The following is a 24,253-nucleotide window of genomic DNA, read 5'->3' on the forward strand; positions in this document are numbered from 1 at the left end:
GATGAACGAGCAATCGACGGTGACCGGCGGCGTGCACGACGTGTTCGCCTCGGTCGCCCTCGCGGCCCCGGCCGCGACGGCACTCGTGACCGAGGACGGCACGGTCGGCTACGGCGAGCTCGACGGGCGGGCGAACGGGCTGGCGCACGCACTCGCCGGGCACGGTGTGGCGCCCGGCGCGGTGGTCGGGATCTGCCTGCCGCGCGGCGCGGACCTGGTGGTGGCGGTGCTCGCCGTGCTGAAGGCGGGCGCGGCGTACACGATGCTCGACCCGCGTTTCCCGGCGAGCCGCCTGGCGGCGGTGTGCGCGCGGGCCGGGGTGCGGGTCGTGATCACCGGGACGGTGATCGACGGGTGCACGGCGCTCGCGCCGGTCGCCGGTGTGGCCGACGCACCGCCGCCGGTGGCCGTCGGGCCCGACGACCTGGCCTGCGTCATGTTCACCTCCGGGTCCACCGGCACGCCCAAGGGTGTCGCCGCGCCGCACCGCGCGCTGACCGCCACCCTCCTCGGGCAGTCCTATGTGGACTTCGCGGCGGCCGACGTGTGGTTGCAGTGCTCGCCGGTGTCCTGGGACGCGTTCGCGCTGGAACTGTTCGGGCCGCTGCTGTCGGGCGCGGTGTGCGTGCTGCAACCGGGCGAGACCCCCGAGCCGGCGGTGATCGCGCGGCTGCTGACCGAACACCGGGTGACGACGCTGCACGTGTCGTCCGGTCTGCTGAACCTGCTGGTCGACGAGTACCCGCAGGCGCTGGCCGGGGTCCGCGAGCTGATGACCGGCGGCGAGGCGCCCTCCCGCGAGCACGTCGCGGCGCTGCTCGACCGGTACCCCGGGCTGCGGCTGGTCAATGGCTACTCCCCCGTCGAGAACACGATCTTCACGCTCTGCCACCGGATCACCGCCGCCGACACCGCGTTGCCGGCGATACCGGTCGGCCTCCCGCTGGCCGGCAAGGACGTCCACCTGCTCGACTCCGACCTGCGGCCGGTGCCCGACGGCACGGTCGGCGAGATCCACATGGCCGGTCCCGGCCTGGCCGACGGCTACGTCGGGCAACCGGGACTCACCGCCGAACGGTTCGTCGCCAACCCGTTCCGGCCGGGCACCCGGATGTACCGGACCGGTGACCTCGGGGTGCGCCGCGACGGTGTGCTGACCCTGCACGGCCGGGCCGACGACCAGCTCAAGATCCGGGGCTTCCGCGTCGAACCGGCCGAGGTGCAGGCCGCCCTGACCACGCACCCTCAGGTCCGGCAGGCTGCGGTGACCGTGTGGGAGCCGCGACCGGGCGACCGGCGACTGGTCGCCTACGCGGTGACCAGTCCGGTAACCAGCGCGGTGACCAGCGCCGACGGCGAGCAGCTGCGGGCGCACGTGGCCCAGCGGCTGCCCGAGCACCTGGTGCCCTCGGTCGTGGTGGTGCTGGACGCGTTGCCGCTGACGCCGACCGGCAAGCTCGACCGGGCCGCGCTGCCCGAGCCGCGGCTGGCGGCCGGGCGCGGCGGCGGGGCGCGCACCGACCACGAGGCCGTGCTGTGCGGACTGTTCGCCGAGCTGCTCGGGATGCCGGAGATCGGCGTCGACGACGACTTCCTCGCGCTGGGCGGGCACTCCCTGCTCGTCGCGACCCTCATCAGCCGCACCCGGGCCGCCCTGGGGGTTGAGCTGCGGATCGCCGACGTGTTCGCCACCCGCACCCCCGCCACGATCGCCGGACTCGTCGCCTCGGCCGGCGCCGCCCGCCCCGCGCCGGTCGCCGGGCCGCGACCCGAGCTGGTCCCGCTGTCCTCCGCGCAGGCCCGGATCTGGTTCTCCGACCAGGTCGAGGGTGGCGCGACCTACACGATCCCGATCACCGTGCGGTTCGGCGCGGGTGCGGACCTGGACCGGGCCGCGCTGCGGGCCGCGCTGGGGGACGTGGTGGGCCGGCACGAGGCGCTGCGCACGGTGTTCCCCGTCGTGGACGGCACCCCCGTGCAGCGGGTCGTCGACACCGCGCCGGTGTGGCACGAGCACGACACCGCCGCCGACCTGACCGGCCTCGCGTCGGCGCCCTTCGACCTCGCCACCGAGACACCGCTGCGCGCACACCTGGCGGGCGACACGCTGCTGCTGGTCCTGCACCACATCGCGGGCGACGGCTGGTCCACCACCCCGCTGCTGCGTGACCTGGCCGCCGCGTACCGCGCGCGGACCGGCGGGCACGCGCCGGGCTGGCCGGAGCTGCCCGTGCAGTACGCGGACTACGCGCTGTGGGAGCGGTCCACCGGCGACCTCGCCGCCCACGAGACGTACTGGCGCGAGGCGCTGGCCGGGATTCCCGGCGAGTGCACGGCCCCCACCGACCGGCCACGACCGGCCGTGCGGTCGGCGCAGGGCGACACCGTGCCGCTCACCGTCGACCCCGACCTGTACCGGGCGCTGCTCGACGTCGCCCGCCGCACCGGCACGACCCTGTTCATGGTGCTGCACGCCGCCGTCGCCGCCCTGCTCACCCGGCTGGGCGCGGGCACCGACGTCGTCATCGGCACCCCGGTCGCCGGGCGTACCGACGAGTCCCTCGACGACCTCGTCGGCCTGTTCGTCAACACCCTCGCGCTGCGCACCGACACCTCCGGCGACCCGACCTTCGCCGACCTGCTGGCCAGGGTCCTGGCGGGCGACCTCGCCGCCTACGACCACCAGGACCTGCCCTTCGACCGGCTCGTGGAGCTGGTGAACCCGGACCGCTCGCTGGCCAGGCACCCGCTGTTCCAGGTGATGCTGGTCCTGCAGAACACCCCGCCGGCCACCCCCGACTTCGGTCTGGCCGCCGAGCACCGGGTGGTGGACCTGGACGTCGCGAAGTTCGACCTGACGCTCGACCTGGCCGAGCACGACGGGATGCTGGCCGGCCGGCTCGCCTACGCGACCGACCTGTTCGACCGGGACACCGCGCTGCGGTTCGCCGAGGGGCTGCGCCGCGTGCTGGCGGCCATGACCGACCTCGACACGCGGCTGGGCGCGGCGGACCTGCTCGACGAGGACGAGCGCGGCCGGCTCGCGGCGTGGAGCGTCGGGCCGGAGCTGGCGCCGGTCACCCGCCGCCTGCACGACCTCGCCGCCACCGACGCGCTCGCGGTCGTGTCCGGGGCCGAGCGCGTGACCTACGCCGAGCTGGTGGCCAGGGCCAACCAGCTGGCCAACGAACTGCGCGCGCGGGGCGTGCGCCAGGGCGACGTCGTCGGGGTGCTGCTCGACCGGGACGTGTCGCTGGTGGTGGCGGTGCTGGGCACGCTCACCGCTGGCGCCGCCTACGCCGTGCTGGATCCGCGTTTCCCGGCCGAGCGCCTGGAGACCGTCGCGGCGGCGGCCGGGATGCGGCACGTGATCGCCGCCGAGGGCACCGCCCTCGGGTCGGCCGCTGTCGTGGCGCCGGCGGCGCCGCACCGGCCGGCCACCGCACCGAGGGTCGCGGTGTCGCCGGCCGACGCGGCCTGCGTGATGTTCACGTCCGGGTCGACCGGCCGGCCCAAGGGGGTCGTCACCTCGCACGCCGCGCTGGTCGGCACGCTCACCGGTCAGTCCTATGTGGACTTCGGGCCGGGCGAGGTGTGGTTGCAGTGCTCACCGGTGTCCTGGGACGCGTTCGCACTCGAACTGTTCGGCCCGCTGCTGTCCGGCGCGACCTGCGTCCTGCAACCGGGTCACGTCACCGACCCCGCCGTCATCGCCGGCCTCGTGCGCGACGAGCGGGTCACCACCCTGCACGTGTCGGCGAGCCTGCTCAACCACCTCGTCGACGAACACCCCGACACGTTCGCCGGTGTCCGGCAGGTGATGACCGGCGGCGAGGCCGCGTCGGTGCCGCACGTGCGCGCCCTGCTCGACCGGCACCCCGACCTGCGCCTGGTCAACGGCTACTCCCCGGTCGAGAACACGATCTTCACGCTGTGCCACCGGATCACCCGCGCCGACACCGACCGGGCCACCGTCCCCGTCGGCCGGCCGATCCCCGGCAAACGGGCCTACGTGCTCGACGCGAACCTCGCGCCGGTGCCCGTCGGAGTGCCCGGCGAGGTGTACATGAGCGGCGCGCTCGCCGACGGCTACCTCGGGCAGCCGGGGCTCACCGCCCAGCGGTTCGTCGCCGACCCGTTCCGGCCGGGCAGGCGCATGTACCGCACCGGTGACCTGGTGCGCCGCCGCGCCGACGGCGTGCTGGACCACCTGGGCCGGGTCGACGACCAGGTCAAGGTGCGTGGCTTCCGCGTCGAACCCGGCGAGGTGCTGGCCGTTCTGCTGACACACGAGCGGGTGCGCCACGGCGCGGTCGTGGTCCGCGACCAGCGGCTGGTCGCCTACCTGGTGGCCGACGCCGAGATCGGCGAACTGCGCGACCACGTCGCCCGCGTACTGCCCGAGCACCTGCGGCCATCCGCGTACGTCCTGCTCGACGCGCTTCCGTTGACCCCCAACGGAAAGCTCGACCGGGCGGCGCTGCCGGAGCCGTCGGTCACCGGCACCCGCCGGCAGGCGCCGCGCACCGCCCGCGAACGTCTCCTGTGCGGTCTGGTCGCCGAGGTGCTCGACCTGCCGGCAGACAGCGTCGGTCTCGACGACGGGTTCTTCGCGCTGGGCGGGCACTCGCTGCTCGCGGCCCGCCTCGCCGGGCGCATCCGGACCGTGCTCGGGGTCGACACCGGGGTGCGGAACGTCTTCACCGCCGCCACGCTGCACGACCTGGCCCGCACGCTCGACACCGCCGGCGCCGCCCGGCCGCCGCTGACCGCGTCGCCCCGGCCGCCGGTGCTGCCGCTGTCGCCGACCCAGGCCGGGCTGTGGTTCCTCCACCAGCTCGATGGCCCGTCCGCCACCTACAACATCCCGGTCGTGTGGCGGCTGCGCGGCGCCCTGGACGTGGCCGCGCTGCGGGCCTCGGTCGCGGACGTGGTGGCCCGGCACGAGATCCTGCGCACCACGTTCCCGGTGGTCGACGGCGACCCGTGCCAGCGGGTGGGCACCGACGTGCCGGACGTGCGTGTCCTGGACGACGCCGATCCGGTCGCGCTGGCCCGCGAACCGTTCGACCTCGCGACCGAGCCGCCGCTGCGGACCACGCTGGTGCGCGCCGGCGAGGACCACCTGCTCGTCCTGCTGCTGCACCACATCGCCGGTGACGGCTGGTCGCTGCGCCCGCTGCTGGCCGACCTCGCCGCCGCCTACGCCGCCCGGCTCGCCGGTGACAGTCCCGAATGGACACCGCTGCCGGTGCAGTACGCCGACCACGCGCTGTGGCAGCACCGGGTGCTCGACGAGGTCAGCGACGACCAGTACGAGCACTGGCGCACGACCCTGGCCGGCGCGCCGGCCGAGCTGGCGTTGCCCGCCGACCGGCCGCGTCCGGCGGTGCCGAGCCACCGGGGCGCGACCGTCCCGGTGGTGGTGACGCCGCAGCTGCACCGGGAGCTGACCGAGTTCGCGGCGGCCGAGCGGGTCACCCTGTTCATGGTGCTGCACGCGGCGTTCGCGGCGCTGCTGACCCGGCACGGCGCCGGCACGGACGTCCCGGTCGGCACCCCGGTCGCCGGGCGCGCCGACGCGGCCCTGGACGAGCTGGTCGGCTACTTCGTCAACACGCTCGTCCTGCGCACCGACACCTCCGGCGACCCCACCTTCGGTGAGCTGCTTGGCCGGGTGCGGGCCACCGACCTCGCCGCCTACGACCACCAGGACCTGCCCTTCGACCGGCTCGTCGAGCGGCTCAACCCGGTGCGGTCGACCGCCCACCACCCGCTGTTCCAGGTGATGGTGGCGCTGCGCCAGGACGTCGAGGACACCCTGCCCGACCTGCCGGGGCTGTCGGTGTCCACCGTTGACGCCCCGACGGGCGTCGCGAAGTTCGACCTGTCGCTGCTGCTCGACGAGCGGCGCGACGGCGGGGTCACCGGCGTGCTGGAGTACGCGACCGACCTGTTCGACGCCGCCACGGCGCAGGCGCTGGCGCAGCGGTTCGTGCGGTTGCTGACCGGTGCCGTGCGGTCGCCGGACACCCCGTTGGGGCGGCTGCCGGTGCTCGCCGACGACGACCGCGCCACACTGCTCGGGGCCCGCTCCGGGGTCGCGGTCCGGGGGTGCGGGCTACCGGTGCACGCGGTGATCACCGAGGTGGCGCGGCGGGCTCCGGACGCGACGGCGCTGGTCGACCAGGCCGGGTCGCTGTCCTACGGCGAGCTGGACGGGTCGGCCAACCGGCTGGCGCACGCGCTGGTCGCCGACGGTGTGCGGCCCGGCTCGGTGGTCGGGGTCTGCCTGCCGCGCGGGACGGACCTGGTGGTGGCGGTGCTCGCCGTGCTGAAGGCGGGCGCGGCCTACACGATGCTGGACCCGGACTTCCCGGCCGCGCGGCTGGCGGAGGTCGCGCGGCAGGCCGGGGTGGCGGTCGTGGTCGGCCAGGAGGTCGACGGCACCCGTGTGGTGCCCGTGGACGCGGCCGGGCCGGACACGGCACCCGAGGTGACCGTCGGGCCGGAGGACCTGGCGTGTGTCATGTTCACGTCCGGGTCGACCGGCCGGCCCAAGGGCATCGCCGCGCCGCACCGCGCGCTGACCGCCACCCTCCTCGGACAGTCCTATGTGGACTTCGCGGCGGACGACGTGTGGTTGCAGTGTTCACCGGTGTCCTGGGACGCGTTCGCGCTGGAACTGTTCGGGCCGCTGCTGCACGGCGCCGTCTGTGTGCTGCATCCCGGCCAGCGGCCGGAACCGTCGGTCATCGCGGACCTCGTCGCCGCGCACGGGGTGCGGACACTGCACGTCTCCGCGCGGCTGCTCGACCACCTCGTCGACGAGCACCCGGCCGTGTTCTCCGGGCTGCGGCAGGTGATGACCGGCGGCGAGGCCGCGTCGGTGCCGCACGTCGCGCGGCTGCTCGCCGACCACCCGGGGCTGCGGCTGGTGAACGGCTACTCCCCCGCCGAGAACATGATCTTCACGTTGTGCCGCACGATCGACGGCACCGACGTCGACCGGGGCGTGGTCCCCGTCGGCGTGCCGGTCACCGGCAAGCGGGTGTTCGTCCTGGACCACCGTCTGGAGCTGGTGGCGCCCGGGGTACCGGGCGAGCTGTACATGGCGGGCCCCGGCCTCGCCCACGGCTACACCGGGCAGGCCGCGACGACCGCCGAACGGTTCGTCGCCTGCCCGTTCCTGCCGGGCGCGCGCATGTACCGCACCGGTGACCTGGTGCGGATGCGACGCGACGGTGTCGTCGAGTTCCTCGGCCGCGCCGACGACCAGGTGAAGGTGCGCGGGTTCCGGGTGGAGCCGGCGGAGATCGCCGACGCGCTCACCGCGCACCCCGACGTGCGGCAGGCGGCGGTCGTGGTCCGCGACGACCGGCTGGTCGCCTACGTGGTGGGCCAGACGGCCGGGGCGCGCGAGTTCCTGGCCGCATGGCTGCCCGACCACCTCGTGCCCACCGCGTTCGTGGCGCTCGACGAGCTGCCGCGCACCGCCAACGGCAAGCTCGACCGGGCGGCGCTGCCCGAGCCGGAGTGGACCGGCGCCGGCACGGCGCCGCGCACCGCGCGGGAGGAGATCCTGTGCGAGCTGTTCACCGAGGTGCTCGGCGTGCCCGGGGTGGGCGTGGACGACGGGTTCTTCGCGCTCGGCGGCCACTCGCTGCTGGCCGCCAAGCTGATCGGCCGGGTACGGGCCACGTTCGGCGCGGAGCTGGGCATCCGGGACGTGTTCGCGACGCCGACCGTCGCCGGCCTGGCCACCCGCCTGGACTCATCGGCCGCCAGTCGGCCCGCGCTCGTGCCCGTCGACCGGCCGGAGCGCCCGCCGCTGTCGGCCGCCCAGGCCAGGCTGTGGTTCGCCGAGCAGCAGGAGGCCGCGACCTACAACGTCCAGTTCGCCGCCCAGGTCACCGGCCCGGTCGACACCGCCGCGCTGAGGGCCGCCGTCGCCGACGTGACCGGCCGGCACGAGGTGCTGCGCACCGTCTACCCGGAGGTCGACGGGACGCCCCACCAACGGGTCCTCCCGGAGGCGCACGCGGTCGAGGTGCTGACCCCGGCGGACCCGGCGGCGGTCATCGCCGCCGAGGCCGGGCACGCGTTCGACCTCGCGACCCAGACCCCGCTGCGGGTGCGGCTGCTGACCACCGGCGACCAGGAACACCTGCTGCTGGTGACCCTGCACCACATCGCCGGTGACGGCTGGTCGATGCGCCCGCTGCTCACCGACCTCGCCACCGCCTACGCCGCCCGGCTCGCCGGTGACAGTCCCGAATGGACACCACTGCCGGTGCAGTACGTGGACTACGCGCTGTGGCACCGGGGTCTCATCGACGCGACGGCGAAGGCGCAGCTCGCGTACTGGCGCGAGACCCTCGCCGCGGCGCCGGAGCTGGTGACCTTCCCGGCCGACCGGCCCCGGCCGGCGAGCGCGAGCCGCCGGGGCGCCACCCTGCCCGTCTCGCTGCCCACCCGGGTGGCCGAGCTGGCCAGGAGCACCGGGACAACCCCGTTCCTGGTGCTGCACGCCGCGCTCGCCACGCTGCTGTCCCGGCACGGCGCGGGATCCGACATCGTGATCGGCACCCCGGTCGCCGGCCGCACCGACCCGGCGCTCGACGACCTCGTCGGGTTCTTCGTCAACACCCTCGTCCTGCGCACCGACACCTCCGGCGACCCGACCTTCCGGACACTGCTGCACCGGGTGCGGGAGGCGGACCTGACCGCGTTCGACCACCAGGACGTGCCGTTCGAGCAGGTCGTGGAGGACCTGGCGCCGCGCCGCTCACCCGACCGGCACCCGCTGTTCCAGGTGATGCTGGCCGTGCAGAACGCCGGTGACTCGGCCGTCGACCTCGCCGGCACCACCTGTGTGCCGCGGCCGGTGCCCAACACCGTCGCCCGTTTCGACCTGACGCTGGCGGTCGCCGAGACCGCCGACGGACTGGACGGGTACCTGGAGTACGCCACCGACCTGTACGACCGGGCCACGATGGAGGCGCTGCTGACCCGCCTGGCCCGGCTGCTGGCCGTGGTCACCGCCGATCCGGACACGCCGGTCGCCGCGATCGACCTGCTCGACCCGGCCGAACACCGGCGGCTCACCGACGACTGGACCGGCACGCCGGCCGAGGAGGCCACCGCCCGGTGTGTGCACGAGCTGATCGCCGGCCACGCCGCCACCACCCCGGACGCGGTGGCGCTGGTCGCCGAGGACGGACCGGTCACCTACGCCGCGCTCGACACCCGCGCGAACCGGCTGGCCCACCGCCTGGCCGACGCCGGGGTGCGGCCCGGCGCGCTGGTCGCGGTGCGCCTGGACCGGGGCGCCGACCTGGTGGTCGCGGTGCTCGCCGTCCTCAAGGCGGGCGCGGGGTACACGATGCTCGACCCGCGGTTCCCGGCCGTCCGGGTGCGCGCCATCCTCGACGCCACCGACGCCGTGCTGGTGGTCACCGACACCGAGGGGACCACCTGGCTGGACCCGGGGGTGCCCGCGGTGGACGTCGACACCCTGCCGGCGGGGCTGCCCACCACCGCACCGGCGGTGAGCGTGACCCCCGAGGACACCGCGTGCGTGATGTTCACGTCCGGGTCCACCGGCCGGCCCAAGGGCGTGTTCGCGCCGCACCGGGCGATCACCGGCACGCTGCTCGGCCAGTCCTACGCGGACTTCGGCGCCGGCCAGGTGTGGTTGCAGTGCGCCCCGATGGCGTGGGACGCGTTCGCGCTGGAGCTGTTCGGGCCGCTGCTGCACGGCGCGGTCTGCGTGCTGCAACCGGGCTCGGTGCCCGAGCCGGGCCGGATCGCCGCGCTCACCGTCGAGCACGGCGTCACCACGCTGTTCCTGTCGACCAGCCTGTTCAACTTCCTGCTCGACGAGCACCCGGCGATGTTCGCGGGGGTGCGGCAGGTGATGACCGGCGGCGAGGCCGTGTCGCCAACGCACCTGGCGCGGCTGCGGCACGCGTACCCGGCGATGCGGGTGGTGCACGCCTACGGCCCGGTCGAGCACATGATCTTCACCAGCTGCCACGACGTGCGGGGGGAGGACACCGGCGGCACCACGGTGCCGATCGGCCGGTCCCTGGCCGGTAAGCGTTCCTACGTGCTGGACGCCCGGCTCACGCCGGTGCCGGCCGGTGTTCCCGGCGAGCTCTACGTCGCCGGGACCGGGTCCGCGCACGGCTACCTGGGCGAGCCCGCGCTGACCTCGGAACGGTTCGTGGCCAGCCCGTTCGAGCCCGGTGTCCGCCTGTACCGCACCGGCGACCTGGTGCGGTGGCTGGCCGACGGGACCCTGGAGTTCCTCGGCCGCGCCGACGACCAGGTGAAGATCCGGGGCTTCCGCATCGAGCCCGGCGAGGTCCGCGCCGCGCTCGCCGCGCACCCCTCGGTGCGGCGCTGCGCCGTGACGGTCCGCGAGGACACGCCCGGCGACAGGCGGCTGGTCGCCTACGTGGTGCCCGAACCGGGCCTCACGCCGGCGGCGCTGCGCGCCCACGCGAGCGAGCGGCTGCCCGACCACCTGCGCCCGTCGGCCTACGTCCTGCTCGACGCGCTGCCGCTCAACCCGAACGGCAAGCTCGACCACGCCGCCCTGCCGGCCCCGGAGCGGGAGACGGTCACCGCGACCGCGCCGCGCACGGCGCGCGAGGAGATCCTGTGCGGGATCTTCGCCGAGGTGCTCGACGTCGACGAGGTCGGTGTGGACAGCGGGTTCTTCGACCTGGGTGGGCACTCGCTGCTGGCGGCGCGGCTGGTCGGCCGGGTGCGCACGGCGCTCGGGGTGGCCGCCGGGGTCGCCGACCTGTTCGCGGCGCCGACCGTGCGGGAGCTGGCGGCGCGGCTCGGCGGCGCGCACACCCGGCCCCCGCTCGTCCCGGTGGAGCGGACCGGTGAGGTGCCGCTGTCCCCGGCGCAGAGCCGGTTGTGGTTCCTCGACCAGCTGCGCGGGCCGGACTCCGCCTATGTGGTGGCGCACGCCCTGCGGCTGCGCGGCGGTCTGGACGTCGGCGCGCTGACCGACGCGCTGACCGACGTGGTCGGCCGGCACGAGGCGCTGCGCACCACGTTCCCGGCGGTGGACGGCGTGCCGCACCAGGTGATCCGGCCCGCCGGCCAGGTGCGCCTGACGGTACCGGTGATCCCGGTGTCGGATGTGGACACCGCGGTGGCCGGGGCGGCGCGCTACGCGTTCGACCTGACCGCCGAGCTGCCCGTCCGGGCGACGCTGCTGCGGGTGGCCGAGGCCGACCACGTGCTCGTCCTGGTGGTGCACCACATCGCGGCGGACGGGTGGTCGATGGGGCCGCTGCTGTCCGACCTGGCCACCGCCTACACCGCCCGCCTGGCCGGCGACAGTCCGGAGTGGACACCGCTGCCGGTGCAGTACGCGGACTACGCGCTGTGGCAACGGGATCTGCTCGCGTCGGTCGCGCCGGCGCAGCTCGCGCACTGGCGGGACGCGCTGGCCGGACTTCCCGAGGCCGTGCCGCTCGCGGTGGACCACCCGAGGGGCGGCACTGGCCGGGGCGAGGTGGTGCCGGTGGCCGTGCCCGCCGAGGTGCGCGACGCGCTGGTTGGCCTGGCCCGCCGAACCGGGACGACGCTGTTCATGGTGGTCCAGGCCGCGTTCGCGACCCTGCTGACCCGGCACGGCGCGGGCACCGACGTCCCGCTCGGCGCCCCGGTCGCCGGTCGCGCCGACGCCGCCCTCGACGACCTGGTCGGGTTCTTCGTCAACACCCTGGTCCTGCGCACCGACACCTCCGGCGACCCCACGTTCACCGATCTGCTGGCCAGGGTCCGGGCGGCCGACCTCGCCGCGTTCGACCACCAGGACGTGCCGTTCGAGCACCTCGTGGAGGCGCTGAACCCGGCGCGGGCCGGCGACCGCAGCCCGCTGTTCCAGCACATGGTGGTGCTGCAGAACAACGCGGAGTCGGCGTTCACGCTGCCGGGGCTGGACGTGGCGGTGACCCCGGTGGAGACCGGCGCGGCCAAGTTCGACCTGGTCCTCGGGGTGAGCGAGTCCGGCGAGGGCATCACCGGCGGGCTGGAGTACGCGGCGGAGCGGTTCGACCGGGCGACGGCCGAGGCGCTGGTCACCCGGTTCGGCCGGATCCTCGCCGCCGTCGCGGCGGACCCGGACGTGCGGATCGGCGCGCTGGACCTGCTCGACGAGGACGAGCACCGCCTGCTGACCGCCGCCACCCCGGCGGCGCCGGAGACCGTGGCGTGCGTGCACGAGGTGGTCGCGGCCACCGCCGCCGCGACCCCGGACGCGGTCGCGCTCGTCGCGGACGGCGTGCCGGTCACCTACGGCGAGTTGGACGCGCGGGCCAACCGGTTGGCCCACCACCTGGTGGCGGGCGGCGTGCGGCCGGGGTCGCTGGTGGCGATCCGGCTGGAGCGCGACGCGGACCTGGTGGTCGCGCTGCTCGCGGTCCTCAAGACGGGCGCCGGGTACACGATGCTCGACCCGCGTTTCCCGAAGGCACGGGTCCGCGCCATCCTCGTGGCCACCCGCGCCCGGCTGCTCACCGACGTCGCGGTACCGCCCGGTCTTCCGGACACCGCGCCGGCGGTGGCGGTGACGCCCGGGGACATCGCGTGCGTGATGTTCACCTCCGGCTCGACCGGCGTCCCGAAGGGGGTCGCCACCCCGCACGGCGCCCTGACCGCCACCCTGCTCGGACAGTCCTATGTGGACTTCTCGCCGGATGACGTGTGGTTGCAGTGCTCACCCGTGCCGTGGGACGCCTTCGCGCTCGAACTGTTCGGGCCGCTGCTGACCGGGGCGACCTGCGTCCTGCAACCGGGCCACGTCACCGACCCGGCCGTCATCGCCGACCTGGTGCGCCAGCAGCGGGTCACCACCCTGCACGTGTCGGCGAGCCTGCTCAACCACCTCGTCGACGAGTACCCCGACACGTTCACCGGGGTACGGCAGGTCATGACCGGCGGCGAACCCGCCTCGGTCCCCCACGTGCGGACCCTGCTGGCGCGTCACCCCGACCTGCGGCTGGTCAACGGCTACTCGCCCGTCGAGAACACGATCTTCACGCTGTGCCACCGGATCACCGCCGCCGACACCGACCTGCCGGCCATCCCGGTCGGCACGTCGATCCCCGGCACCCGCACCTACCTGCTCGACGCCGGGCTGCGCCCGGTCCCGCCAGGGGTGCCGGCCGAGGTCTACATGGCGGGCACCCTCGCCCACGGCTACCTGGGACAACCCGCCCAGACAGCGCAACGGTTCGTCGCCGACCCGTTCCAGCCGGGCAGCCGGATGTACCGCACCGGTGACCTGGCCCGCCGGCGCCCCGACGGGGTCATCGACTACCTCGGACGCGCCGACGACCAGCTCAAGATCCGCGGCTTCCGGGTCGAACCGGCCGAGGTGGCGACCGCGCTCGCGACCTGTCCGGACGTGACGCGCTGCGCCGCGGTCGCCCGGGAGGACACCCCCGGCGACAAACGGCTCGTCGGCTACGTCGTCGGCGCACCCGGCCTGACCGCCGCCGCGCTGCACGAACACGCGCGGCAGGTACTGCCCGAACACCTGCGCCCGTCGGCCTACGTCCTGCTCGACGCGCTGCCGATCAACGCCAACGGCAAGCTCGACCACGCCGCCCTGCCGGCACCGGCCCACGACCGGCCCGCCGGCCGGCCCCCGGCCACCCCGAGGGAACAGGTCCTCTGTGGCCTGTTCGCCGAACTGCTCGGCGTGCCCGAGGTCGGGGTGGACGACGACTTCTTCGTCCTGGGCGGCCACTCGCTGCTGGTGTCGCGGCTGGTGAGCCGCGTCCGCGCCGCGTTCGGTGTCGAACTGTCCCTGAAATCCGTGTTCGAGACCCGCACGGTGGCCGGCCTGGTCGCACGACTGGGCACGGCCGAGCGGGCACGCCCGGCCCTGCGCCGCCGGGCCCGGCCCGAGGAGGCCCTGTGACCAGCCTGTCCATCCCCACCGCCCCGCTGTCCTTCGCCCAGCAACGACTGTGGCTGCTGCACCGGATGGACCCCGGCACGACCTACAACGTGCCGGTGGCGCTGCGCTGGCGGGCGCTGGACGTCGACGCGCTCACCGCCGCCCTCGGTGACGTGCTGGCGCGGCACGAGTCGCTGCGCACCGCCTACCCGGAGGTCGACGGCACACCCCACCAGGTCGTGCTTCCCGCCGAGGCGCCCGCGCTGGCGCCGGAGCCGGTCGAGGACCTCGACGCCGCGCTGGCGGAGACGAGTTCGGTGGTGTTCGACCTGACCTCGGCGCCGCCGGTGCTGACCCGACTGTTCGCCGTGGACGGTGCGCACGTGCTGCTGGTGGTGCTGCACCACATCACCGCCGACGGCGCGTCGGTCGCCCGGTTCGTCACCGACCTCACCACCGCCTACACCGCCCGGGCGGCCGGCGAGGACCCGTGCCTGCCCGAGTTGCCGGTTCAGTACGCCGACTACACCTACTGGCAGCAGGAGGTCCTCGGCGACCCCGCCGACCCGGACAGCCGCGTCGCCCGCCAGGTCACGTACTGGGCCGGGGCGCTGGCCGGGGCGCCGGAGGAGACCGGGTTCCCGGCCGACCGGGCCCGTGGCACCGACGCGGCGCACACCAGCGGCACCGTCACCGTGGCCGTCGACACCGCGACCCACCGGGCGCTGTCGGGGATCGCCGCCGGTGCTGGCACGACGATGTTCACCGTGGTGCGCACGGCGCTCGCCGCGCTGCTCACCCGCTACGGTGCGGGCACCGACCTCGTGTTCGGCACCGCCGCGCACGGCCGGGCCGACGAGGCGCTGGACGAGCTGGTCGGGTTCTTCGTCAACACCGTGGCGCTGCGCACCGACACCTCCGGCGACCCCACGTTCGCCGCCCTGCTGGCCAGGGTGCGCGACGCCGACCTGGACGCGTTCGCCAACCAGGACGTGCCGTTCGAGCGGGTCGTCGAACAGATCGCCCCGACCCGGTCCCTCGCCCGGCACCCGCTGTTCCAGATCATGCTGGTGCACACCGCCACCGGTGACACCGCGCCGGTCGACGGCGTCGAGGTGCTGGCGCTGGGCACCGGCACCGTCAAGTTCGACATGACCGTCGGTGTCCGCGAGGGCGGTGACGGCCTGCTGATCTCGTGGGACTACGCGACCGCGCTGTTCGACCACGCCACCGTCGAGGACCACGCGACCCGCCTCGTCCGGCTGCTCACCTCGGTGGCCGCCGCGCCGGACACGCGGATCGGCGACCTGCCGCTGCTGACCGCCGCCGAGCGCGCCGTCCGCGCCCCGCGAACCCGCGAAACCCGGTGTGTGCACGAGATCGTCGCCGCCCACGAGCCCGGCGCGACCGCCCTCGTCGGGGACGACGGGTCGCTCACCTACGGCGACCTCGACGCGTGGGCCGGCCGGATCGCCGCCGGGCTCGGGGACCGGCGCGGCGAGATCGTGGGCGTGCACCTGGACCGGGGCCCGGCGCTGATCGCCGCCCTGCTCGGTGTGCTGAAGGCCGGTGGCGCCTACACGTTGCTGGACACCGGTTTCCCCACCGAACGCCTGCGGTCGGTCCTCGCCCGGGCGAAGGCGCGCGCGGTCGTCGGCACCACCCCGTTCCCCGGCGTGACGCTGGTCGACCCGGACGCCGTGCCCGACTCCCCCGCGCCGGCCGTGACGGTGTCGCCGGACGATCCGGCCGTCGTGATGTTCACCTCCGGGTCGACCGGCGAGCCCAAGGGTGTTCTCGCGCCCCACCGTGCGCTGACCACCACTCTCACCGGGCAGGACTACGCCGGGTTCGGCGCGGACGACGTGTGGTTGCAGGCCGCGCCGGTGTCCTGGGACGCGTTCGCCACCGAGGTCCTCGGGCCGCTGCTGCACGGCGGGGTGTGCGTGCTGCACCCGGCCGGGCCGCCGGACCCGGACGCCATCGCCCGCCTGGCCACCACCCACGGCGTCACCGTGTTCAAGGCGTCGGCCAGCCTGTTCAACCACGTCCTCGACGAGCACCCGGCCGTGTTCGCCACCGCCCGGTGGGCGCTGACCGGCGGCGAGCCGGCGTCGGCGGCGCACGCGGCCAGGGCCCTGCGCGAGTTCCCACACCTGCGGCTCACCAACGGCTACGGCCCGGCCGAGAGCATGGGCTACAGCACGACCCACGCCATCACCGCCGCCGACACCACCGCCCGGTCGATCCCCATCGGCACCCCGGTCGCCGGCAAGGGCGGGTACGTCCTGGACGCGCGCCTGCGGCAGGTGCCGCCGGGCGGGACCGGCGAGCTGTACCTGACCGGCGGCGGCCTCGCCCTGGGCTACCTCGGCGCTCCCGGGGCGACCGCGCACCGGTTCGTCGCCGACCCGTTCCGGCCGGGGCAGCGCATGTACCGCACCGGCGATCTGGTGCGCCCACGGCGGGACGGGACGCTGGAGTACGTCGGGCGGGTCGACCAGCAGGTGAAGGTCCGGGGGTTCCGGGTGGAGCCCGCCGAGGTCGAGGCCACGGTCGCCGGGCACCCGGCGGTGGCCCGCGCGGCGGTGCTGGTGCGCGAGGACCGGCCGGGCGACCACCGGATCGTCGCCTACGTCGTGCCCGAGCCCGGCTGTATCGACCCGGCCGCGATCCGGCGCCACGTGGCCGAGCGGCTCCCCGAGCACCTGGTGCCCTCGGCGGTGGTGGTCCTGACCGAACTGCCGTTCACCGCGAACGGCAAGCTCGACCGAGGGGCGCTGCCCGCTCCCGGGCACACCGCCGGCGGCGCGGCACCCAGGACCGCGCAGCAGGAGATCCTGTGTGGACTGTTCGCCGAGGTGCTCGGCGTCGCCGAGGTCGGCGTGGACGACGGGTTCTTCGACCTGGGCGGCCACTCGCTGCTGGCACTGCGGCTGGTCAGCGCCGCCCGGCGGGCACTCGGGGTGGAGCTGGCGATCCGGGACCTGTTCGCCTGCCCGACGCCCGCGACACTCGCCACCCGGGTCGCCACCGCCGGCAGGGCACGGCCCGCGCTCCTCCCGTACGCCGACCGGCCGGATCCGCTGCCGCTCTCGCCGGCCCAACGCCGGCTGTGGCTGCTCGACCAGCTCAACGAGAGCTCGGCCGCCTACCACTCGCCGTGGGTGCTGCGGCTGCGCGGCGCCCTGGACGGCGGGGCGCTGCGCGCGGCGATCGCCGACGTGGTGGCCCGGCACGAAACCCTGCGCACGGTGTTCCCCGTCGTCGACGGGCAACCGGTGACGCGGATCCTGGCCGACGCCACCGTGCCGGTCGACGAACGCGCCGTCACGCCCGAGGACCTCGACGACGCGCTCACCTCGGCCGCCACCCGGCCCTTCGACCTGGCGGGCGACCTGCCGCTGCGCGTACACCTGTGGACCCTCGGGCCCGGCGAGCACGTGCTGGTCCTCGCCCTGCACCACATCGCGAGCGACGGCTGGTCCAAGGGCCCGCTGCTCGCCGACCTCGCCCGCGCCTACACCGCCCGCCTCGCCGGCCGCGCCGACGACACCCCACCGCCGGCCGTCCAGTACGCGGACTACACGCTGTGGCAACGGGAACTGGAGATCGAGGGCCAACTCGACCACTGGCGCGACACCCTCGCCGGGGCGCCAGAACAACTCGACCTGCCGACCGACCGGCCACGCCCGGCGACACCGTCGGGCCGGGGGGCGCTGGCCAGCGCCACGTTCGACGCCGGCCCGGTCACCGCGCTCGCGAAGTCCAGCGGCACCACCGTGTTCATGGTCCTGCACGCCGCGCTGGCCGCGCTGCTCACCCGGCTGGGCGCGGGCACCGACCTGCCCATCGGCGCCCCGGTCGCCGGCCGCACCGACGCCGCCCTCGACGACCTCGTCGGGTTCTTCGTCAACACCCTCGTGCTGCGCACCGACACCTCCGGCGACCCCACCTTCACCGACCTGCTGGCCCGCGTCCGGGACACCGACCTCGCCGCCTACGCCCACCAGGACGTGCCGTTCGAGCAGGTCGTCGAGGCGGTCAATCCGACGCGCTCGCTGGGCAGGCACCCGCTGTTCCAGGTGACCCTGGTGGTGCAGAACGCGGGCGGCGGCGCGGACGTCACGTGGCCGGGGCTCACCGTGTCCGACGTCGGCGCGGCCACCGGGACCGCCAAGTTCGACCTGGCCCTCGCCGTGACCGAACGCCCCGACGACCTGGTCGCGACGCTGGAGTACGCCACCGACCTGTTCGACGCGTCGACCGCGCACACCCTCCTCGCCCGCCTGGGCACCCTGCTCGCCGCCGCCGCGGCCGACCCGACGACGCCGATCGGGCGCCTGGACCTGCTGGGCGAGGCCGAGCGGGAGCGGCTGCTGTCCGACGCCGGCCCGTCGACCTCGCCCGCCTTCCGGACGGTCGCGGACGCGGTCGCCGGCCACGCCGCCACCACCCCACACCGTGGTGCGGTCGTCACCTGGCGGGGCCGGACACCGGACACCGTGGACTACGCGGGGCTCGACGCGGCCGCCAACCGCGTGGCGGCCCACCTCCTCGCGCGGGGCGTGCGACCGGGTGACCTGGTCGGCGTGTGCCTGCACCGGGGTCTGGACGCGGTCGCCGCGCCGCTGGGCGTGCTCCGCGCGGGCGCCGCCTACCTGCCGCTGGACCCGGACTACCCGCCGGACCGGCTGGCCTACATGCTCGCCGACGCCGACGCGGCGCTCGTGCTCACCGAGCCGTCCCTGCGGGACCGGGTCACCGCCGACGGCGTGCCGGTGGTGTGTGTCGGTGACCTGCCGGCCGCCGCGCCGGTGTCGGTCGCGGTCACCCCGGACGACGCCGCGTACGTGATCTACACCTCCGGCTCCACCGGCCGGCCCAAGGGCGTCGTCGTCGACCACCGGGGCCTGGCCGACCTGTGCGCGTGGCACCTGCGGGTGTACGGCACCGCACCCGGTGACCGCGGCGGGCAGATCGCCGCCCAGGGGTTCGACGCGGCCGTGTGGGAGATGTGGCCAACCCTGGTCGCGGGCGCCGAACTGCACCTGCCCGACCGCGCCACCCTCGCCGACGCGGACGCCCTGGTGGCCTGGATCGTCCACGCGGGCCTGACCACGTGTTTCCTGCCGACACCGCGCCTGGAGGTCGTGCTCGACGACCTGTCCGCAGCCGGTGGCGCGCTGCGCACCGTGCTCACCGGCGGCGACGCCCTGCGCCGCCGCCCCGGCCCGGACACCCCGTTCACGCTGGTCAACCACTACGGCCCGACGGAGTGCTCGGTCGTCGCGACGTGCGGGCCGGTCGGCACGGACACCGGCGTCCTGCCGCCGATCGGCCGGCCAGTGGACAACACGCGGGCCTTCGTGCTCGACCGCCACCTCGCCCCGGTGCCCGACGGCGTGACCGGCGAGCTGTACCTGGCGGCCGACGGGCTGGCGCGCGGCTACCTCGGCCGGCCGGGCGTGACCGCGCACCGCTTCACCGCCTGCCCCTACGGCCCGCCGGGGACGCGCATGTACCGCACCGGGGACCTGGTGCGCCGCAACGCCGAGGGCGACCTGGAGTTCGCCGGGCGCGCCGACCAGCAGGTGAAGCTGCGCGGGTTCCGCATCGAGCTGGGGGAGATCGAGTCGGTGCTCACCGGGCACGCCTCGGTCGCCCACGCGGCCGTGGTGGTCCGCGAGGACCGGCCGGGCCTGCCGATGCTGGTGGCCTACGTGGTGTCCCACGGCGACCTGGACGCCTCGGGGCTGCTGGCCGACCTGGGCCGGACACTGCCCGAGCACATGGTGCCCACCGTGGTCGTGCCGATGGCCACGCTTCCGTTGACCGCCAACGGGAAACTCGACCGGCGGGCCCTGCCCGCACCCGAGCTGGCCGACACCACGGGCCGGGCGCCGCGTGGGCCGCGAGAGGAGATCGTGTGTGGCCTGTTCGCCGACCTGCTCGGGGTCGCCGACGTCGGCGCCGACGACGACTTCTTCCGGCTGGGCGGGCACTCGCTGCTGGCGACCCGGCTCGTCAGCCGGCTGCGGACCGCGCTGGGCGCCGAGCTGACGGTCGCGGACCTGTTCACCCACCCCACGCCCGCCGGGATCACCGGCTGTCTGGACCGGGCCGCCGCGCCCCGGCCGCCGGTGGTGGCCATGACCAGGCCGGACGTGGTGCCGCTGTCGTTCGCGCAGCGCCGGCTGTGGTTCCTCAACCGGATGCCCGGCCCGTCCTACGCCGTGCCGCTGGCGTTGCGACTGCGCGGCCCGCTGGACGTGGCGGCGCTGGAGTCCGCGATCGGGGACGTCGTGGCCCGGCACGAGGCGCTGCGGACCACGTTCCCGGAGGTCGACGGCGAACCCCGGCAGCGGGTGCACCCCGCGGTGACCGTGCCGCTGCCCGTGGTCGACGCGGGCCGGGCGCTGACCGCCGAACCGTTCGACCTGACCACCGAGCCGCCGCTGCGGGCCGCCCTGGTGCGGGACGCGCCGGAGGACCACGTGCTGTTCCTGACCCTGCACCACATCGCCTGCGACGGCTGGTCGATGGGCCCGCTGCTGGGTGACCTCGGCACGGCCTACCGGGCGCGGACCGGCGGCCACGCGCCGGGGTGGGCGCCGCTGCCCGTGCAGTACCCGGACTACGCGCTGTGGCAACGGGATCTGCTCGGGGCCGAGTCCGACCGCCAGCTCGCGTACTGGCGGGACACGCTCGCCGGGCTGCCGGACGAGCTGGCCCTGCCGGCCGACCGGCCGCGCCAGGAGACCTCCGCGTACACCGGCGGCCGGGTGCCCCTGTGGCTCGACGCCGGGATCCGCGACGCGGTCACCGGCCTGGCCCGCCGGACCGGGACGACACCGTTCATGGTGTTGCAGGCCGGTTTCGCGGCTCTGCTCACCCGGCTGGGAGCGGGCGTCGACGTCCCGATCGGCACCCCGGTCGCCGGGCGCACCGACACCGCGCTGGAGGACCTCGTCGGGTTCTTCGTCAACACGCTCGTGCTGCGCACCGACACCTCCGGCGACCCCACGTTCACCGAGCTGCTCGACCGGGTCCGGGCCACCGACCTGGCCGCGTTCGCCCACCAGGACACGCCGTTCGAACGTCTGGTGGAGGTGCTGAACCCGGCGCGGTCGCTGAGCCGGCACCCGCTGTGCCAGGTGCTGATGACCTTGCAGAACTCCGGCGACGGCGCCCTGGACCTGCCGGGTCTGAGCGTCGAGCCGGTGCCGGTGGACAGCGGCTCGGTCGCCTTCGACCTGTCGCTCGGGTTGCGCGAGACCGCCGAGGGCATCGAGGGCGCGCTCGCCTACCGGGACGACCTGTTCGACGAGCGCACCGCCCGTGCCGTGGCCGACCGGTTCGTCCGCCTGCTCACCGAGGTCACCGCCGCTCCGGACACCCGTCTGTCCACTGTGGAGGTCCTGTTCGACGAGGAGCGGGACCTGCTGGACCACGGGAACGCCACCGCCCACCCGGTGCCGGCCACGACCCTGCCGGAACTGTTCGCCGGCCAGGCCGCCCGCACCCCGGACGCCGTCGCACTCGTCGAGGACGACGGCACGACCCACACCTACGCGGCGACCTCGGGCAGGATCGACCGGCTCGCCAGGGCGTTGCGGGCCAGGGGCGCCGGGCCGGAACGGGTCGTCGCCGTCCACCTGGAACGGTCGGTGGACCTGGTGGTGGCGCTGCACGCCGTGCAGCGGGCCGGCGCGGCCTACCTGCCGGTCGACCCCGGCTACCCGGCCGACCGGGTGGCGCTGATGATCGAGGACGCCGACCCGGTGCTGGTCCTCGACGAGCCGGCGCTACGCGCGCTGGAGTCCGCCGGCGCCGCGCTGCCGGCCCCGCACCCAGACGACCCCGCCTACCTGCTCTACACCTCCGGCTCCACCGGACGCCCCAAGGGCGTTGCGGTGACCCACCGGGCGATCGTGAACCGGTTGCTGTGGATGCAGGACACCTACCCGCTCGGGCCGGACGACCGGGTGCTGCAGAAGACCCCGTCGAGCTTCGACGTGTCGGTGTGGGAGTTCTTCTGGCCGCTGCACACCGGGGCCGCGCTGGTCGTCGCCAGGCCCGACGGCCACCGCGACCCCGCCTACCTGGCCGACCTCATCGACGCCCAGTCGGTCACCACCGTCCACTTCGTACCGTCCATGCTGGACGCGTTCGTCGCCCACCTTGAGGACACCGGGCGCCGCTGCCCGAGCCTGCGACGCGTGGTGTGCAGCGGCGAGGCGCTGCCCAGCGCCCTCGCCCGCCGGTTCGCCGCCGCGTGCGACGCCCGGCTGGACAACCTGTACGGGCCCACCGAGGCCGCGGTGGACGTGACCGCCCACCAGGCCACCGGTCGCGAGACGACGGCGACCGTGCCGATCGGGCGACCGGTGTGGAACACGACCGTGCACGTGCTCGACGCGGCCCTGACGCCGGTGCCGCCCGGCGTCCCCGGCGAGCTGTACCTCGGCGGCGTGCAGCTCGCGCGCGGCTACCACCGCCGGTTCGCGCTCACCGCGCAACGGTTCGTCGCCAGCCCGTTCCGGTCAGGCGAACGCCTGTACCGCACCGGGGACGTGGTGCGCTGGCTCGACGACACCGGCGGGCCCACGCTGGAGTACCTGTCCCGCGCGGACGACCAGGTGAAGATCCGCGGTGTGCGGATCGAACCGGACGAGGTCGCCGCCGCGCTCGCCACCCACGAGGACGTCGCCACGGCCGCGGTGATCGCCCGCGAGGGCCGGCTGATCGGCTACGTCGTCCCCGCCCGGCCGGTGGACCCGGACGCGGTCCGCGCCCACGCCAGGGAACGACTGCCGGAACTGCTGGTGCCCTCGGCGGTCGTGGTGCTCGACGCGCTGCCGCTCACCCCGAGCGGCAAGCTCGACCGCAGGGCCCTGCCCACCCCGGAGATCACCCGGGCCGCCCGGCGGGCACCGGCCACCCCGGCGGAGGCGGCGCTGTGCGCGCTGTTCACCGAGGTGCTCGGCCGCGACGCCGGCCCCGACGACGGGTTCTTCGACCTGGGCGGCCACTCGCTGCTGGCCACCCGGCTGATGGCCGCGATCGCCGGCCGGTTCGGGACGAGGCTGGGCGTGCGGACGGTGTTCGAGGCCCCCACCCCGGCCGCGCTGGCCCGCCGGCTCGACGGCGACACGCCGGCCGGGGACGCGTTCGGTGTGCTGCTCGCGTTGCGCACCACCGGTGACGCCCCGCCGCTGTTCTGCGTGCACCCGGCGGCCGGGATCGGCTGGGTCTACTCCGGCCTGCTGCCCCACCTGCCAGGCCGGCCGGTGTACGCGCTCCAGGCACGCGGCCTGTCCGAGCCGGGAACCCGCCCGGCCACCATGGCCGACCTCGTGAAGGACTACCTGGAGCAGATCCGCACCGTCCGCCCCGACGGCCCGTACCACCTGCTCGGCTGGTCGTTCGGCGCGAACGTCGCCCACGCCCTGGCCGCCGCGCTGCGCGAGGAGGGCGCCGAGGTCGGCCTGGTGGCCCTGCTCGACGGCTACCCGACCGCCCCGTCGGACCGGCAGTGGACCGCGCACGCCCCCGTCGTCCTGCGGGCGTTGCTGACCTCGCTGGGCTATCCCGCCGACCCCGCCCCCGACTCCCCCGCCGACGTCGCCGCCCGCGTGCTCGCCGAACCGGGGCCGCTCGGCGGGCTGTCACCGGAGAGGATCACCGCGCTCGCCGAGGTGTTCGCCGCGCACTGGAACGTCCTGGAACGCGGCACCGGCGCCACGTTCGACGGCGACGTGCTCGTCGTGGCCGCCACGGGGGACAAGACCGAACACTCCCCCGTCCCCGCCGGCTGGCGGGCCCACGTCACCGGGCACGTCCACACCCACGACCTGCCCTACCGCCACGGCGACCTCGCCACCCCCGGCCCGCTGGCCGAGATCGGCGCACTCGTCGCCACCCACCTGGAAGGAACCACGGCATGACCACCACCGAAACCACCGCCGCCGCCCTGGCACACGAGTTCTACGCCCGCGTCGACGCGGGCGACATCGACGGCCTCGTCGCGATGTTCACCGACGACGCCGAGTACCACCGGCCCGGCTACCCGCCGGTGCTCGGCCAGTCCGGCATGGACCACTTCTACCGGTTCGAACGCGTCATCGCCGGCGGCGCGCACACCCTCGACGGGGTCGCCGTCACCGGCGACGAGGTCGCCGTGCGGGGCTCGTTCGCGGGCACCAAACGCGACGGATCGCCGGCCCGGCACCGCTTCGCCGAGTTCTTCACCCTCGGCACCGACGGGCGCTTCGCCCGCCGCGAGACCTTCTTCTCCGCCCCGCTCGTCTGACC

Annotated in this window: 3 protein-coding genes; all 3 read left to right on the forward strand. The window is 75.2% G+C overall.

Going from position 1 to position 24,253, the window contains the following annotated elements; all coding sequences use genetic code 11:
• Position 1 precedes the first annotated feature (1 nt).
• From BLA60_RS29350 to BLA60_RS29360, 3 genes are read left to right on the forward strand one after another with little or no spacing between them, the layout of a single operon-like run.
• Positions 2–13,957: a non-ribosomal peptide synthetase gene (locus tag BLA60_RS29350; RefSeq protein ID WP_075136268.1), complete on the forward strand. Its 13,956-nt coding sequence runs from the start codon at positions 2–4 to the stop codon at positions 13,955–13,957.
• Entirely contained in the window at positions 13,954–23,886 is a 9,933-nt protein-coding gene (locus BLA60_RS29355) for a non-ribosomal peptide synthetase (RefSeq protein ID WP_075136269.1), read from the forward strand. The genes BLA60_RS29350 and BLA60_RS29355 overlap by 4 nt, the downstream gene beginning before the upstream one ends.
• On the forward strand, positions 23,883–24,251 hold the full coding sequence (locus tag BLA60_RS29360) for a nuclear transport factor 2 family protein (protein WP_075136270.1): 369 nt from the start codon (positions 23,883–23,885) through the stop codon (positions 24,249–24,251). Before BLA60_RS29355 ends, BLA60_RS29360 begins: the two co-directional genes overlap by 4 nt.
• The last annotated feature ends 2 nt before the right edge of the window (positions 24,252–24,253 follow it).

It is taken from the genome of Actinophytocola xinjiangensis (assembly GCF_001921215.1).
In the GTDB taxonomy this organism is placed as follows: domain Bacteria; phylum Actinomycetota; class Actinomycetes; order Mycobacteriales; family Pseudonocardiaceae; genus Actinophytocola; species Actinophytocola xinjiangensis.

Excerpts from the sequence above, each read along its gene's own strand:
- BLA60_RS29350 (WP_075136268.1), top strand. The coding sequence starts at position 2 with ATGAACGAGCAATCGACGGTGACCGGCGGCGTGCACGACGTGTTCGCC.
- BLA60_RS29360 (WP_075136270.1), top strand. The coding sequence starts at position 23,883 with ATGACCACCACCGAAACCACCGCCGCCGCCCTGGCACACGAGTTCTAC.